Source organism: Mesorhizobium amorphae CCNWGS0123, assembly GCF_001686985.1.
GTDB lineage: Bacteria > Pseudomonadota > Alphaproteobacteria > Rhizobiales > Rhizobiaceae > Mesorhizobium > Mesorhizobium amorphae.
In genome coordinates this window covers 2,997,049-3,012,408 of sequence record NZ_CP015318.1, presented here as the reverse complement: position 1 = coordinate 3,012,408, position 15,360 = coordinate 2,997,049, and the positions used below count along the sequence as shown (strand labels likewise).

Sequence of the window (15,360 nt, the reverse complement as noted above, 5' to 3'; positions counted from 1 at the left end):
TCTTGTTTCGGCATGACCTTTTCGGTAACCAGCTTCGCTCTGAAAGCATCGCTTACACCTCCCCGGCATGGTGGCAGGTGACGAGGTGTTGCCCTGAGGCGGATGAGCCGAAGTCGCGCGGCTCGGGCGCAACCTGGGCGCATATCTTGCTCGCCCTCGGGCAACGAGGATGGAAATGGCAGCCGGATGGCGGCTTTGACGGATCGGGAACGCCACCGCCGAGCACGATCCGCCGGCGCGTGCCGCCGGCCTTCGGATCGGGCACCGGGATCGCCGACAAAAGTGCCCGCGTATAGGGATGCAGCGGCGTGCCGAATACCGAAGCCGTGGTGCCGGTCTCGACAATGCGGCCGAGATACATCACCGCGACGCGGTCGCTGAGATAGCGGATCATCGACAGATCGTGACCGATGAACAGATAGGTCAGCCCTAGCCGCGCCTTCAGATCGTCGAGCAAATTGACGATCTGCGCCTGGATGGAGACGTCGAGCGCCGAGATCGGCTCGTCGGCGATGATGAATTTCGGGCTTCCGGCGAGCGCGCGGGCGATGCCGACGCGCTGGCGCTGGCCGCCGGAGAGCTCGAATGGATAGCGGTCGCGCATCGCCTCGCGCAAACCGACCAGCGCCAGCAGGTCGCTGACGCGCGCCTCGCGCGAGGCGCGGGTGCCGATCTTCTGGGCGCGCAGGCCTTCGCCGATGATGCGGCCGACGGTCATGCGCGGATTGAGCGAACCGAACGGATTCTGGAACACCATCTGCATGTCGCGGCGGCGCTCTTTCAGCCGCTCGGCCGTGGCCTCGGCATAGTCCCTGCCCTCGAACAGGATCTCACCTTCGCTCGGCCGTTCGAGGCCGAGCACGGCACGCCCGGTCGTCGACTTGCCGCAGCCGCTTTCGCCGACCAGTGCCAGCGTCTCGCCGCGCAGCACCTCGAAGCTGACGCCGTCGACGGCGCGCACCGCGCCGACCTGACGGCGGAGCACGCCGCGGCGGATCGGGAAATGCACCTTCAGGCCGGAGACGGTGAGCAGCGGCTCATTTGGCGCGGCGCCGGATGCCTGTGCGGTCGCCATGACTGAACCCGGGGCGCGTGGAAAACCTTGCAACTCGCGCCAGCGCCAGCAGGCGGCGGCGTGGCCCGATACGACCGGCTCCAGCACCGGCTTTGCCTCGCGGCAGCGAGCGACGGCATGGTCGCAGCGCGACGCGAAGGCGCAGAAGGTCGGCGCCAACGTGACGTTGGGCGGCGCGCCCTTGATCGGCACCAGCCTGGTGTTTGCCGCCGTCAGCGACGGGATCGAATTGAGCAGGCCGATCGTATAGGGGTGGGTGGGTGCTGCAAACAGCCGCTCCACCGGCGCCGTCTCGACGATCGAGCCGGCATACATCACCGCTACGCGCTCGACGAAGCCGGCGACGAGGCTGAGGTCATGGCTGATCCAGATGATCGCCATGCCGAGTTCTTTCTGCAGGCGGGCGACCAGCTCGACGATCTGCGCCTGGATGGTGACGTCGAGCGCCGTCGTCGGCTCGTCGGCGATCAGGATCGAGGGCTTGCAGACCAGCGCCATGGCAATGCCGATGCGCTGCAGTTGACCGCCTGAGAACTGGTGTGGAAAGGCCTGCATGCGCTGCGCCGCATTGGCGATGCCGACAAGATCCAGCATGTCGAGCGCCTGGCGCTCGGCTTCTCTTTCGCTGAGCCCCTGGTGCTCGCGCAGCGCCTCGGTCAGTTGCAGGCCGATGGTCAGCACCGGATTCAGCGACGACATCGGATCCTGGAAGATCATGGCGATGTCGCGGCCGCGGATTTGGCGCAGCTCGCTGTCCGGCATGGCGAGAAGATCGCGGCCGCGAAACAGCGCGCGCCCCGAGGTGACGCGGCCTGGCGGCTTGCGGATCAGGCCCATCAACGTCTGCATGGTGACCGACTTACCGGAGCCGCTTTCGCCGACGATGGCCAGCGACTCGCCCTCGGCAAGCTGGAAGGAGACGTCGTTGACGGCATAGACCGCGCGGCCCTCGGGGCCGAAGGCGACGCTCAAGCCTTGCACGTCGAGCAATGGCCCCTGCCCGGCCGCTTCCACCTTGTCACGCGCAAGCGTATCGGCGTGCATCATTTGCCGCCTCCGCCGATGATGTGCTGCGGATCGAGCGCATCGCGCAGGCCGTCGCCGACGAAGTTGATGCTGAGCACGGCAACAGCAATCATCGCGCCGGGCGGGATCCACATCCAGGGCTGGCTCTCCAGGATCGACAATGTGCGGGCGTCGCGCAGCATGTTGCCCCAGCTGGCGGCCGGCGCCTGGGCGCCCAAGCCGAGGAAGGAGAGCGAGGCTTCGAGCAGGATGACGGTCGCGACGTCGAGCGTGATCGCCACCAGGATCGGGCTCAGCACATTGGGCAATATGTGTTCGAGGATGATCACCGAGGGCGAGGTGCCGAGCGAGCGCGCGGCGAGGATGAATTCCTGGTTGCGCAGCGAAAGTATCTCGCCGCGCGTCAGCCGGGCGATGGAGGGCCAGCTGAGCAGGCCGATGACCAGCATGGTGTTGAGGATGCTGGGACCGACGACGGCGACGAAGGCGATGATGATGACCAGGCGCGGAAAGGTCAGCACCATGTCGATCAGGCCCATCAGGAAGAGGTCGACCTTGCCGCCGAAATAGCCGGCGACGGCGCCGACGAAGATGCCTATGGCAGCCGAGATCGCCACGGCGATAAAGCCCACCGACAGCGAGATGCGGCCGCCATAGAGGATGCGGGCGAAGATATCGCGCCCGGTGCCGTCGGTGCCGAGCCAATGGACGCCGCCCGGCGGCTGGTTGCGACCCCTGAGGTCGATGTCGTTCGGCCCGTAATGGGCAATCAGCGGCGCGAATATGCAGGCGAGCACGATGATGGTGAGCACCACCAGCCCGACCGTTGCCAGCCGGTGGTGCAGGAAGCGGCGCGCCGCCTCGCCCCACAGGCCACGCGAGGCGCCTGCCGCAATGCCGGTATCGATGGCGGCCTCAGTCATAGCTCACCCTCGGGTCGAGCACGCTGTAGGCGAGATCGGTCGCAAGGTTGGCCAGCATGACGATGATGGCGGTGATCAGCACGTAGCCCATGATCACCGGGCTGTCGCGGTTCACCACCGCGTCGATGAACATCAGGCCGATGCCCGGCCACTGGAAGATGGTCTCGATCACCACCGAGCCGCCGAAGAGCGTCGGCAAAGCCAGGCCAAAGACGGTGACCAGCGGGATCAGCGCGTTGCGCAGGCCGTGGCGCAGCACGATGGTGCTGGGCTTGAGCCCCTTGGCCCTGGCGGTGCGCATATAGCTCTGGTTCAGCACTTCGAGCATGCCGGCACGCGCATAGCGCATGAAGATCGCGGCGCGGAACAGAGCAAGTGCTGCCGCCGGCAGGACCAGGTGCCTGAGATTGTCGGCCAGCGAGAAACTTTCGCCCGCGGTCGAGATGCCCGATGAGGGCAGCCAGCGCAATTCCAGCGCAAAGACATAGACCAGGAGCAGGCCCATGAAGAAATCCGGGATCGAGACGCCGACGAAGCCGCCCAGCGTCAGCGAATAGTCGGTCAGCCGGTATTGCCTGAGCGCCGAGATGACGCCCAGCGTGGTGCCGATGACGAAGGCGGCAAGCAGCGCCACGCCCATCAGCTCCAGCGTCATCGGCAGCCGTTCGCCGATGATCGCGGCGACGCTGCGGCCATTGACGAAGGAGCGTCCGAGATTGCCGTGCAGGATCTGGCCGATCCAGTTGAGGTACTGGATGTAGAGCGGCTGGTCGAGGCCGAGCTCGCCGCGCCGCATGGCGATCAATTCCTCGCTCGACGGCGCCTCGGCGGTGATCATCGCCAGCACCGCATCGCCCGGCATGGCGTGGGCGATGGCGAAGACGATGATCGTGACCCCGAACAGCACCGGCACGCCGAGCAGGAGCTTGCGCAAGAGATAGCTGAGCACCGGCCTCTCCTATGCCAAGCGCGAGTGTTGAAAGCGGGGAATCATGGGGCTCCGCTGGGCCGGAGCCCCATGGCGGTCGAGTATGCTCGGCGGCCTACTTGGCCACTTCCCACTTCTCGACTTCGTTGTAGACGGCGTGGTTGAAGATCACGAGCGGCTGTTCCTTGAAGTGCTGGGCAAGGCCGACGATGCGGTTGTTGAAGGCGAGCGGCCGCACCTCGTTCCACAGCCAGGCCTTGGGCAATTCCTTGTTGAGGATGCGCGAGGCTTCCTGGTACGCCTCGGCGCGCACTTCACGATCCGCCGACTCCAGACCCTTGTTGAACAGTTCGTCGAGCTTCGGGTTGCAGTAGCCAAAGCCGAGCGGCTTGGCGCCACAGACGACCAGCGGCGAGCCGAGCGAGGGATCGAGCCCCATGCCGTTGGCGAAGAAGCCCATCTGGAAAGTGCCGTCGGCATAGACCTGGTTGATGGCCGCCGGATCGAGCAGGCGCGGCTGGATGTTGACGCCGACGGCGGCCAGATAGCTCTGGATGGCGGTGATGGTGTCGACGTTCATCTGGTCGGAATAATAGTAGATGAAATCGACCGGCTGGCTGCCGTCCCAGCCCGCTTCGGCAAGCAGTTGCTTGGCCTTGTCGGGATTGTAGTCGTAGGGATCGAGGTCCTTGGCGCGCGCCCAGTCCTGCGGGAACAGCGTGTTCGACAATTCGCCGGCGCCCTGCTTGACGGTCTCGATGATCGCCTTGCGGTCGATGGCGTAGAGCATCGCCTGGCGCACCTTGACATCGGCGAAGCGCTTGTCGGCCAGGTTGAACTGCAGATAGGTCGGCAGGCCGGCGGAGAATTTCGGCAGCACCGTCAGATAGTCGAGCTTCTGCAGCCGGGCGAGTTCGGAGATCGGCACGCCGCCGCCCTCATAGGACATGGCGTCGACTTCCTTCGTCTCCAGTGCGGCGATGATCGGCGGCACGTCCTTGTAGATCTGGTAGATGATGCGGTCGAGCTTGGGCGCGCCGAGGAAATAGTCGGGACTGCGGTCGACCTCGACATACTGGTCGCTCTCGTATTTCTTCCAGATGAACGGGCCGGTGCCGACGCGGTTGACCCAGAAGGCATTGCCCTTGATGTCCTGCGGCGCGACCTTGCCCAGAATGTGTTCGGGAAAGATGCTGATGGCGATAAGCTGCAACTGGACCCAGAGCGGCTTGGCGCTGTCGAGCTCGACCTGGACGGTCATGTCGTCGAGAGCTTTCACCCCAGCAAGCAAGGAGGCCGAGCCATCCTGAAACGCCTTATATCCGGCCACCGCGCCAAGCTTCTGCGACCAGGGCGAGCCGACCTTGGGGTTGGCGTAGAGGTTGAGGCTGAACACCACGTCCTTGGCGGTGAAGGGCGTGCCGTCATGCCATTTGACGCCATGGCGCAGGTTGAAGATGTAGGTCTTGCCGCCGTCCGGCGTCTTCCAGCCTTCGGCCAGCATCGGCTGCACGTCGTCGCCGGTCCACTTGATGTGGACGAGGCCCTGCAGCACCGTCTCGTCGAGCCTATGGCCGCAGGTGGTGTGCAGCGTGCCCATCTCGATACAGCCGGTGCGCATCGCCGAACGGAACGTGCCGCCATCCGCCCTGGCGGCACCGGCGGCAAACATCATGGCCAGCGCCGGCACAAGGCTCATCAACAGTCGTCTCATAGAATTCTCCTCCCGTTGTTTTCCGGCGGCCGAAATTGGGGGCCATGCCCCTGCTCCCGCGCCAGGCCTCGCCTGTCGCACCGGCCGCCGCGCCATCAGCCAGCGGCGACCCCTCCAACCCTTCGGTCGCGTAAGTCTTCACTTGCGACAACTGGTATAATAGCTTAAAAGGTAGACCATGCACAATATGCCGGTACGAAAAAAATTGTCGGACGAGGTTCGCCTGCGCCTGGAGGAGATGATCCGCGACGAGGTCTATCCGGTCGGCGCCTCGCTGCCGTCCGAGCGCGAACTGATGACGATGTTCGATGTCGGCCGCCCCTCGGTGCGCGAGGCGCTGTTCGCGCTTGAGAAGATGGGGCTGGTGCGCATCAACAGCGGCGAGAAACCCAAGGTGACGCGGCCGACGCCACGCAGCATGCTGGAGCAGCTGACCGGAACGGCGCATCTGTTGATGGACCAGCCCGACGGCATCGGCCATTTCGAGCAGTTGCGCCTGTTCCTCGAAGTTTCCATCGCGCGCCATGCCGCCGAGGTGGCGACATCCACGCAGATCGCGGCACTTGGCGCGGCCCTTGCCGAGAACGAACGCGCCATCCCCCGCGCCCGCGCCTTCGCCGTCACCGACGTCGCCTTTCACCGCGTGCTGACCGAGATTCCCGGCAATCCGATCTTCCTCGCCGCGCATGAGGCGCTGGTCGAATGGCTGATCAACCAGCGCATCCACATGGCCAACACTGAGATCGAGAACCGCCGGAGTTTCGCCGGCCACCAGGCGGTATTCGAGGCGATCGAGCGTCACGACCCGGAAGCGGCGGGACGAGCAATGCGCGAGCATCTGGAAAACGCCCGGCGCAAGTTCAATGCAGGGCCGTCGAAACAGGACTAGTGGGTGTATCGAGGTTCAGGCCAGGCCGCGCCGAGAATGGTGGTTTCCGAGAACCGGAGCGGAACGTACGTAAAGCACGTGAACACCGGAAGCGCAGGAAACCGCCGTTCGCAGGCCGGCATCACCTGAATATCAACACACCCTAGTCATTGGTCCTAGGCTACCAGGGCCGTTGGTCGATATTGCCCTTACATTAGCTTCAGCGCATGTTCATGTTAGCCGGCGAGGTCGCAGAAGCCGGTCAGGCCCGGCGGCCAACCCATACATCCCCCCCCCGGCAGCCGGGCCACCGACCTCGCCCGTGTGGATATCTGAAAGAGCGCCGGCCCGACCCACGCCCCCGTTGCGAAGCCGGGCCAATTCCGCAATTCTGCCTATATGTGCAATCTCTACAATATCACCACCTCGCAAGAGGCCATCCGCCAGTGGACCCGCGCACTGCGCGACATTGCCGGTAACCTTGAGCCCTCGATCGATATCTATCCCAACCAGTTCGCGCCCGTGGTGCGCAACGCGGCCGACGGAACCCGCGAACTCGCCAATCTGCGCTGGGGCATGCCGACGCCGCCGGAGCGTTTGCGCGGCAATGCCGATTCCGGCACGACCAACATCCGCAACCCGCAATATGGCCACTGGCAGCCCTTTCTCGGCGTCGAGAACCGCTGCGTCGTGCCGGTGACCAGCTTTGCCGAACCGAGTCCCACGCCCGGCCAAAAAGACCCGGAGACAGGCGTCCAGAGGAACTACTGGTTCGCGCTCGGCGAAGAGCGCCCGCTGTTCTTTTTCGCCGGCCTATGGACGCCCTGGCAGGGCGTGCGCAAGGTCAAGGAGGGATCCGGCGAGCATGAGCTCTACGGTTTCCTGACCACCAAGCCGAACGCGCTGATCGCGCCGATCCACGAGAAGGCGATGCCGGTGATCCTGACCACGCCGGAGGAGACGGAGACGTGGCTCGGCGCGCCGTGGTCCGAGGCGAGAAAGCTGCAGCGCACCGCGTCTGACGACGCGCTGGTGATCGTCGAGAAGCCGGCGACGCAGATCAAGTTTCCGGCGGGCGACACAAACAGCCAACTGTCGTTGCTCTAAGGGCCAACCCGAGCAGGCTCGCTACCAAAGACGCGATCGACAATCGGTGGATCACTCCGGCCCATTTAGCCCGCTTCAGACCGGCAGTTCGTTGAACTTCCGCAGGCTTTTGTCGACCATGGATTCGGGGAGGAAACGGCGCAGGAACCGAACCTGGCCCGCCTGTTTTCCAGCGGTGTAGCGCCTGCGCGGTGTTGCATCCGTCGCGGCTTTCACCACCGTCCTTGCGACAATGTCGGGGGCATCGCCGCCTTCTATCCACTTCCGCATCAACGCTTCCATGCGAGGGCGCACCGAATCATAGACGGGAAGCAGCCGATCAGGTTTCGTGACATTCTCCTCGAACGACGTGCGGGTAAGGCCGGGCTCGACCAGCACCACCCGAATTCCGAAAGTGCGCAGCTCGTGGTCGAGCGATTCGGAGTAGCCTTCGACGGCATGCTTCGTCGATGCATACAGCGCGTTAAAGGGAGACGGGATCAGACCCAGAATCGAACTCATGTTGATGACCCTGCCCTTTCCTTGACGTCGCATGATCGGCAACACCGCGTTGGTCACCCGCAGGACGCCGAAAACGTTCACATCGAACAGCGCGTGAGCCTGGGCGGTCGAGGATTCCTCCGCACCTCCAAGCAAGCCGATGCCGGCATTGTTGACGAGCAGGTCGATGCGCCCGGCCCTGGCCAGCACCTCATCGACCAGTTTTGCCACGGAGGCTTCGTCGGTCACATCGCAGGTCAGCATGGTAACGCCGTCGGCCTCTTCGGCGACAGCGCGACGGCTGGTTCCAAAGACGCGAAAGCCGGCAAGCTGCAGAGCGCTGGCCGTTGCCCGCCCGATGCCCGTCGACGCTCCTGTGACGAGCGCGACGCCACGATCGGTTTTGGTCATTTTCGTTTTTCCTTCTCTCAGGGTGGAATGCTGCCGAAAGGGTCTAGCTTGTTTCCACCGATTGACTTATGATCGTAATATCAAATTATGATCCTAATGCAATAGCAAATCTGGAAGGAGAGACCATGCGCTACGAAAAGGGTCGAAAGGACGCGTCACGCGGCCGGATCATGGAGGTCGCCACTGAGCGTTTTCGGTGCGACGGCATCGCGGCGTCGGGGCTCGCAAAAATCATGAGCGACGCCGGGCTGACGAACGGGGCCTTCTATCCCCACTTTCAATCCAAGGCGGCGCTCGTCCGTGAAACGGTGGCGGCGGCTCTGGAGGATCAATCGGACCAGATACGGGAAGCATTGGCCTCCGGTGGTCTGACAATGGCCATAGACGCATATCTGTCGGCGGCGCACCGGGACAATCCCGGCAAGGGCTGCGCCTCTGCCGCGTTGCTGCCGGAAATCGCGCGTGAGCCAGCCGAAACGCGTCAACTCTATACCGAGCGCTTGCTGACCCTGGTGCGCCAGGTGTCGGCGGATCTACCGCCGCGAATCTCTGATCCGGAGAGCGTTGCGTTCGGCATCTTTGCCACCCTCATCGGAGCGCTTCAGCTGGCCCGCGCCGTGGAGGGGACGGAATTGTCGCATCGTATCCTTGCGGCCGGAGCGGACGCGGCGCGGACGCTGATGCAGCCACCTGGGGATGAAGAGGGAGTCTAGAGGTTCGGTGGGTGCGTTGCCTTTCTCATTCCTCATCCTTCCACACCACCCGCCGCACCACCCTTATCTCGGCCAGCCGCCGCACCCGGATGCCGACGCGCTCGCGTGCGGTGAGGTGCCGGGCTTCGGCACGGACGAATTCCTTGTTGCGGCATTTTTCGCAAAGCATGTGACCGTCAATCAGGTCGATGTCGACGTCGCCGAACAGCCTGATCAGATCGGACGGCTCATACCAGCGCTTGATGTTGCAGTGACCGCAGCGGATGAGGATGAGATCGCCTCTCTCGTGCGATTTGCCGAGCGTCCAGGCATTGCCGCGCTTTCGTCTTCCATCTGTATCAGGCATTGCTAAAAATAGGAACTCATTCCTGACAAAGTCAATTCGACCTTGACATTTTTGTTCCCTTTTTGTTCACTGTCGGCACCAGGTTCAAGGAGGTGTTTGACATGGACCAGATCGTGACATTGGACAGCCGCCAGGAGGCGGCATTGCAGGCAACCGCCGAAAACTTCATCGCGCACTACAAGGGCGATGCGGTGAAAGCCCTGAAGGAAATGATCGTGCTCAACGGACACTTGCAGCAGCGCCTCGATGCGCTCTCGGCGCCGAGGCGGCCGCAATGAGCATCCTGCATCTCGACCCCGACGCCGAGGCGGAGCTTCACGCCGAGGCGGAAAAGCTGATCGCCCGCTACGCCAGCCCACTCGAAACGGTGAAGGCGCTGATGGCCTATAATTGCGAGCTGGAGACGCAGATCGTCGCGCTTGCCCACCGCCACCCCGAACTGGTGACGCTGAGCTATGACGACACGCCGCCGGTCCTGGGCTGACGGCGGCCGCGCCGCCACCATGCAAATCCATTGGCGGGACGGCGCGGCTGCCCGCACCGTCCCGGACGGATGCCGGTCTCAGGCGGCGCGCAGACCTTCCTTCGGACGCAGGTTCTGGTTCATGCGGAACAGGTTCTGCGGGTCGTAGCGCTGCTTGATCTCCAGCAGCCGGCGATAGTTGTCGCCATACGCCGCTTCGACCCGATCGATCTCGTCCTCCGGCATGAAGTTCACATAGGCCGTGCCGGCGGCATAGGGCCGTGCTGCTTCATAGATGCCGCGGGCCCAGTCGATGCATGCCTTGTCCATTGCCGGCTCGCGCCAGCGGGCGTGGACGTTCATGACGAAATGCGAGCTGCGCTGCGGGAACGCCGTTTCATCTGCCCTGACGCGGCCCGCCGCCCCGCCGACATGGCCGAAGAATATTTCGCATTCGGGACCCGGAAGCTGGGATACAGCCGCCGTGGTGACCTCGATCGCACTGTCGGAAAGCTCCGTGAAGTCATGGCTCTTCCAATAGTTACGGGCACCAGGCGTAAGCAGCGGGTCGAAGGCCTGCTGCCAGCCGGTGAACGGATTGGGGCCGACGACGTCGGCGATCGGCGTGCCGATGGCGCGAAGCGTCTGCGTCGCCTTTTCGCCGGCCTGGATGTCGCCGCAATAGCACATGGCCAGCACCAGCACCTCCTTGCCGTGCCATTCGTCTGGCAGGAAGGGCAGCGGCGGCGCCTGCCGCATGACCACCCAGCAGGTCAGTTCGTCCGGCGCGGTTTCGAGTGCCTTGCGATATTCGCGCAGCACCTTTTCGGCATCGGCAAAGGGATGGACGACAAGCCCCGACAGCACCTGCGGCCCGAACTGGTGGAGCTGGAACTCGAACGCCGTGACGACGCCGAAATTGCCGCCACCGCCGCGCAGCGCCCAGAACAGGTCGGGATTTTCGTTGTGGCTGGCGCGCAGCAGCTTGCCGTCGGCGGTGACCACGTCGGCGGAGACGAGATTGTCGATGGTCAGCCCGAATTTGCGGGTGATCCAGCCGAAGCCGCCGCCCAGCGTCAGGCCGGCAATTCCTGTGGTCGAGTTGATGCCGGTCGGCACCGCCAGTCCAAAGGCCTGTGTTTCCCAGTCGACATCGGCAAGCGTGGCGCCGGGGCCGACCCAGGCCCGCCGCGCCGCGACATCGACCCGTACCGACTTCATCATGGACAGATCGATCATCAGGCCACCATCGCAGACGGCGCTGCCGGCGATGTTGTGGCCGCCGCCGCGCACGGAGACGAGAAGTCCGTTTTGCCTGGCAAAATTCACGGCGGCGACGACGTCGGAGGCGCCGACGCAACAGACGATCAGGCCTGGCCGCCGGTCGACCATCGCATTCCAGATGCTGCGTGCGTCATCGTAGGCGGCGTCGCCTTCCCGCAGCACCGTGCCGCGTATCTGTGCCGAAAGTGCTTCAAGGGCCGCGGCATCGATTGTCGTCTTGCCGCGTTCAAGGGTAGTGAAGCTCATGGCATTCATGATTTCCTCCCGATCTTGTTGGTGAACCCCTTCCCCCGAATTTTAGTGTGCGCTCATGTTCGGCATCCCGCAAGTTCTGGCGGGCAGCGAGGCCCGCGTGGCAGAGCAATAGTCTGAGCTAGATGAAGTGGGACAATTCAGGACTCTACGATGCACCCCTCTCTCCAACAGACAGAGGGCTGCCGGCGGCCTGCAGATTGCCTGGCCTTTCAAGGCCGCCCCTACGCCTTCACCCGCTTCAGCGCCTGCGCCATGCAGTGAATGCCGCCGCCGGTCTTGGAAATCTCGCTCATGTCGATCGCCGCCACCTCGAAGCCGCGCGCCCTGAGCTGGCCGATCAGCGTCTGGCTGGAGGTCGGCGCGATCACCCTGTCCTTGCCCAGCGACATGAAGTTGCAGCCGAGCGCCATCGTGTCCTGGAAGGGCACGTCGATGATCTCGTGGCCCTTGCCCTTCAGCCAGTCGACGATGCCGGGCTCGGTGCAGGCGAGGCAGACGGCGGTCAGCTTCTCGGCGATCGGCACCACCATCAGGTCGATATGGACATAGTATTCGTCGATGAAGGCTAGCCGTGTTTCCCAGCCTTCCTTGTCGAACCAGGCCTGCACCTGGCGGGCGCCCTCTTCCTGGGTACGGGCGCCGCCGCAGCCGATCAGCACGACGCCCTCCTCGATGACGTTGAAGTCGCCGCCCTCGAAGGTGCCGGCGGTGACCATGTCGTAGATCGGGATGCCGAGCTTTTCATAGGTGCGGATGGCGGCATAGTTCTCGCCGCGCCGCCACCAGTTGGCCATGGCGGTGATGAAGGCGCCGTAAGGCGTCATGACGCTGGAATCGCGCGAATAGACCTGCATCGGCAGTTCCGGCGTCGGCTCGTGCCAGTGGATGTTGACGCCGAAATGCTCGTAGGCGGCGACGAGGTCCTTGTGCTGCGCCTGCGCGATCTGGACGTTGCAGGGCGCCTCGCGCAGATGCTTGCGCGACAGCGAGCTGGTCGACAGATGGCGCAGGAAATTGGGCGAGCCGAGCAGCACGTCGGTCAGGACGTCGGTCTCGTTGGCGAAGCCCCAGGCGGTCAGCGGCTTGGTGCCGCCGGCCGGGTTGCGGCGCTGCAGCGAGAACGGTTCGGCGACGATGCGGTCATGGACGGTCATGGGGTTCTCCTCGTGCTTTGATCATGCGGTTTGGTTGGGTTGGCCGCTCGGTATCCACCAGTCGCGCCCGCGCGGTGTGGTGACATATTCCGGCCAGCGGAAGTTGATCGGCGGTTCGTAGTCGCAGAGCGGTGCGATCCAGTTCGCGCCGCCAATGCCGCCGCCGGTGCGGTTGATGAATTCATCCATCGCGGCATCGCGGGCGGTCTTGTCTTCGAGCAGACGAAGGGCTGAAAGCGCGATGGTCTTTGACGCACAAACAACCATCGGGTTGATGGTGGCGGGGATGCCGCCCAGCGCATTCATCACCCAGGACGGATAGGGATAGCCGGTCTCCGAGCGCAACGCCGGGCGGGCGACGTAGAAACGCGCCGTCGGCGCGTGCCACGACATATCGGTGTAGTCATCGGAGGTCGAATTCACCTGCGAAGGCGGCAGGTCGCGGCGCAGGATGGCTTCCGCCGCCTGCGGCTCGATCAGCCGCTCCAGTTCGTCGATGAACGGCTCGTCGCTTCCCATGCGGCCGGCATTGACCTGGATCTCGCGGGCGACCGCCTTGGCGTCTTCGTCCCAGCGCGGCGGACCGACCGCCGACAGCGCCTCAAAGACAATGCCGGCCATGGCGTGATTGGCGAGCCCCGGCCGCGACTTCGACACAAAATGCCGCTCGTAGCGGCAGCCGCTCATCGTGGCGGCAGCTTCGGCGTTGCGGTCGAGCACGGCGGTGACCTGCTCGGCCATCTCGAGCGTCGGCACGCGGATCATGTACTGGATCTCGGAGAGCCCCGCCGGCAGATTGTCGGCGGTTGCTTGCCCGGCGGTCAGGATCGCCTCGCTGATCGACCAGCCGCCCTGGTGCGGCAGCATGGAATCGCGCAGCGCCTTCGACGCCATATACATCATCATCAGCGCGTCGTTGGCACCGGGCGCCCGGATCGCGGAATGCGACTGCGGGATGGGGGCCGCGCCGCCGGCCGGCCTCGCCCAGCGCTCCGGCCGGTCGCAGATGAAACGGTAGATCATCGCGTAGGCGGCACCACAATGCGTGTCCCAGCGCGCCGTGTTGCAGAGCGGCAGCATGTAGAAAGGGTGGAAGGAGATCATGCCGGCGAGACCGTCATAATAGCCTTTCGCCGCATGGATCGGCTTCGATCCCCTCACCTTTTCCGCAGGCTCGCCGGTGAAGCGCAGCGTGCCTGGAATGTCGTGCTGCTGCATCGCCGCCTTGGTGGCGAGCAAGCCGCCGAGGCTGGCAATGCCCAGCCCCGAATGCGGGTCGGTGTGGCCGCCGGCCTCCGAGCCGAGATCCGGGCGCGGACGCTGCACCGTCGCCGCGTCCTGGCAGTTGCCGGGCACGGCATCATATTCGGCATACATGCCGATGGTGGGGCCGACGCCGTTCGTCCAATGGGCACAAAACGCGGTCGGCATGCCGCCCGAGCCTTCCTCGACAGAAAAGCCCTCGCGCTTCAGCCGATCGACATACCAGGCGGCCGACTGGTATTCGCGCCAGGCGGTCTCGCCGAAGTCGAAGATGGTGCGCGTCCACACCGACAGCAGCGGCTGGATGCCGTCGATGCAGGCAAGCGCGGTCGCTTGCGCCGAGGTCGCCACCGGTTTCTCCATCCCTCAAAGAAAGCAGTGAAGCGGCTTCCTAAAAAGTGATATGTTTTCCCGGCTCATGCAAATTCGGTTCACCTGAGGCTTCTTGAGAATACCCTCCACCCAGGCGCTGCGCGCCCTCGACAGCTTTGCCCGCCACGGCAGCGTGTGGCGCGCCGCCGACGAATTGCACTTGACCCGCAGTGCCGTCAGCCACCAGTTGCGGCTGCTCGAGCGCGACCTCGGCTTCGACCTTTTGGAACGCATCGGCAAGGGCGTGGCGCTGACGCCGCGCGGCCAGCGCTATGCCAGCGACGTGCGCAAGGCGCTCACCGTGCTCGGCGACGCGGTGACGCGCCATGCCGGCACCGGCGTCGGCGGTTCGTTCAGCGTCTCCTGCACGCCGGGCTTCGCCTCGCTGTTCCTATGCACCCATATCGGCGAGTTCCGGCAGATGTATCCGGACGTCGCGCTGCACGTCCTTACGCCGCGGCGTCTCGACGATGTCAGCAATCCGGACGCCGACGCCTTTATCGCCTTTGGCGTCGGCAACTGGCCGAACCGGGCGGCCGAGCTGCTGTGCGAGATCTCGTTCACACCGCTGTGCAGCCCGACGCTGCTCAACAAGGTTGGCGGTTTTTCCAAGCCGGCCGACGTGCTGCGCGCCAATCTGCTCCATCTCGGCGACACGGAGGACTGGGCGCGCTGGCTGGCGCTGTCGAAGGTCGAGAACCCCGACACTGAAAGCGGCATCTTCTTTTCCGACATGAACCTGGTCTTCTCGGCAGCGATCGCCGGCCAGGGCATCGCCATGGGCGACGAATTGACCAGCCGCCGGGCACTCAGCGAAGGCCGCCTGGTGCGCCCCTTCGACATCGCGATCAAATCGCCGCGCTCGTATTTTTTGGTGTCCGAACACGCCAAGGCGAGCCATCCGGTGCTGGAGGCGTTTGGGGGGTGGCTGAGGTCGAAGCTGTCGGAGAGCCGGCTCTAACCCACGATAGATGAATC

Annotated in this window: 15 protein-coding genes; 6 read left to right on the top strand and 9 right to left on the bottom strand. The window is 64.4% G+C overall.

Features of this window, described 5'->3' with window-relative positions; genetic code table 11:
• Positions 1-52: 52 nt before the first annotated feature.
• From A6B35_RS14030 to A6B35_RS14015, 4 genes are all read right to left on the bottom strand, one after another.
• Positions 53-2,122, bottom strand: coding sequence for an ABC transporter ATP-binding protein (locus A6B35_RS14030; protein WP_006201509.1), 2,070 nt, complete (start codon positions 2,120-2,122; stop codon positions 53-55).
• A complete protein-coding gene (opp4C, locus tag A6B35_RS14025; protein WP_006201510.1) occupies positions 2,119-3,024 on the bottom strand; it encodes an oligopeptide ABC transporter permease in 906 nt (301 codons plus the stop codon). The genes A6B35_RS14030 and opp4C overlap by 4 nt, the downstream gene beginning before the upstream one ends.
• Positions 3,017-3,973, bottom strand: coding sequence for an ABC transporter permease (locus tag A6B35_RS14020; RefSeq protein WP_006201511.1), 957 nt, complete (start codon positions 3,971-3,973; stop codon positions 3,017-3,019). The genes opp4C and A6B35_RS14020 overlap by 8 nt, the downstream gene beginning before the upstream one ends.
• Before the next feature lie 94 nt (positions 3,974-4,067).
• Positions 4,068-5,666, bottom strand: a complete 1,599-nt coding sequence (locus A6B35_RS14015) for an ABC transporter substrate-binding protein (protein ID WP_157999204.1) — start codon at positions 5,664-5,666, stop codon at positions 4,068-4,070.
• 205 nt (positions 5,667-5,871) lie between these two features.
• On the opposite strand from A6B35_RS14015, the gene nanR reads away from it, so the two are divergent.
• Positions 5,872-6,555, top strand: coding sequence for a transcriptional regulator NanR (gene nanR / locus A6B35_RS14010; RefSeq protein WP_006201513.1), 684 nt, complete (start codon positions 5,872-5,874; stop codon positions 6,553-6,555).
• A 378-nt stretch (positions 6,556-6,933) separates the two neighbouring features.
• Positions 6,934-7,641, top strand: a complete 708-nt coding sequence (locus tag A6B35_RS14005; RefSeq protein ID WP_006201514.1) for an SOS response-associated peptidase — start codon at positions 6,934-6,936, stop codon at positions 7,639-7,641.
• A gap of 75 nt (positions 7,642-7,716) precedes the next feature.
• Here A6B35_RS14005 and A6B35_RS14000 read toward each other — a convergent pair whose 3' ends face one another.
• Entirely contained in the window at positions 7,717-8,532 is an 816-nt protein-coding gene (locus A6B35_RS14000; RefSeq protein WP_006201515.1) for an oxidoreductase, read from the bottom strand.
• A 125-nt stretch (positions 8,533-8,657) separates the two neighbouring features.
• On the opposite strand from A6B35_RS14000, the gene A6B35_RS13995 reads away from it, so the two are divergent.
• Positions 8,658-9,245 (top strand): TetR/AcrR family transcriptional regulator, encoded by a 588-nt coding sequence (locus tag A6B35_RS13995; RefSeq protein ID WP_006201516.1) that lies wholly within the window; start codon positions 8,658-8,660, stop codon positions 9,243-9,245.
• Between the two features lie 25 nt (positions 9,246-9,270).
• On the opposite strand, the gene A6B35_RS13990 is transcribed toward A6B35_RS13995, so the two are convergent.
• Entirely contained in the window at positions 9,271-9,591 is a 321-nt protein-coding gene (locus A6B35_RS13990; protein WP_006201517.1) for a hypothetical protein, read from the bottom strand.
• Between the two features lie 101 nt (positions 9,592-9,692).
• On the opposite strand from A6B35_RS13990, the gene A6B35_RS13985 reads away from it, so the two are divergent.
• Together A6B35_RS13985 and A6B35_RS13980 are read left to right on the top strand one after the other, a co-directional pair.
• The gene (locus tag A6B35_RS13985) at positions 9,693-9,869 is read left to right on the top strand and encodes a hypothetical protein (protein WP_006201518.1); all 177 of its coding nucleotides are present in this window, start codon (positions 9,693-9,695) and stop codon (positions 9,867-9,869) included.
• Complete coding sequence (locus A6B35_RS13980) at positions 9,866-10,075, top strand: hypothetical protein (RefSeq protein ID WP_006201519.1); 210 nt, start codon at positions 9,866-9,868, stop codon at positions 10,073-10,075. The genes A6B35_RS13985 and A6B35_RS13980 overlap by 4 nt, the downstream gene beginning before the upstream one ends.
• 78 nt (positions 10,076-10,153) lie before the next feature.
• On the opposite strand, the gene A6B35_RS13975 is transcribed toward A6B35_RS13980, so the two are convergent.
• The 3 genes from A6B35_RS13975 to A6B35_RS13965 form a co-directional block, all read right to left on the bottom strand.
• The gene (locus tag A6B35_RS13975) at positions 10,154-11,593 is read right to left on the bottom strand and encodes an FAD-binding oxidoreductase (protein WP_006201520.1); all 1,440 of its coding nucleotides are present in this window, start codon (positions 11,591-11,593) and stop codon (positions 10,154-10,156) included.
• A gap of 221 nt (positions 11,594-11,814) precedes the next feature.
• Positions 11,815-12,747, bottom strand: a complete 933-nt coding sequence (locus A6B35_RS13970) for a dimethylarginine dimethylaminohydrolase family protein (protein WP_006201521.1) — start codon at positions 12,745-12,747, stop codon at positions 11,815-11,817.
• Positions 12,748-12,768: 21 nt separating this feature from the next.
• Positions 12,769-14,373: a zinc-binding metallopeptidase family protein gene (locus tag A6B35_RS13965; protein ID WP_040582529.1), complete on the bottom strand. Its 1,605-nt coding sequence runs from the start codon at positions 14,371-14,373 to the stop codon at positions 12,769-12,771.
• 82 nt (positions 14,374-14,455) lie between these two features.
• Between A6B35_RS13965 and A6B35_RS13960 the strand changes: the two genes are divergently transcribed.
• Complete coding sequence (locus tag A6B35_RS13960; protein ID WP_006201523.1) at positions 14,456-15,343, top strand: LysR substrate-binding domain-containing protein; 888 nt, start codon at positions 14,456-14,458, stop codon at positions 15,341-15,343.
• Positions 15,344-15,360 lie beyond the last annotated feature (17 nt).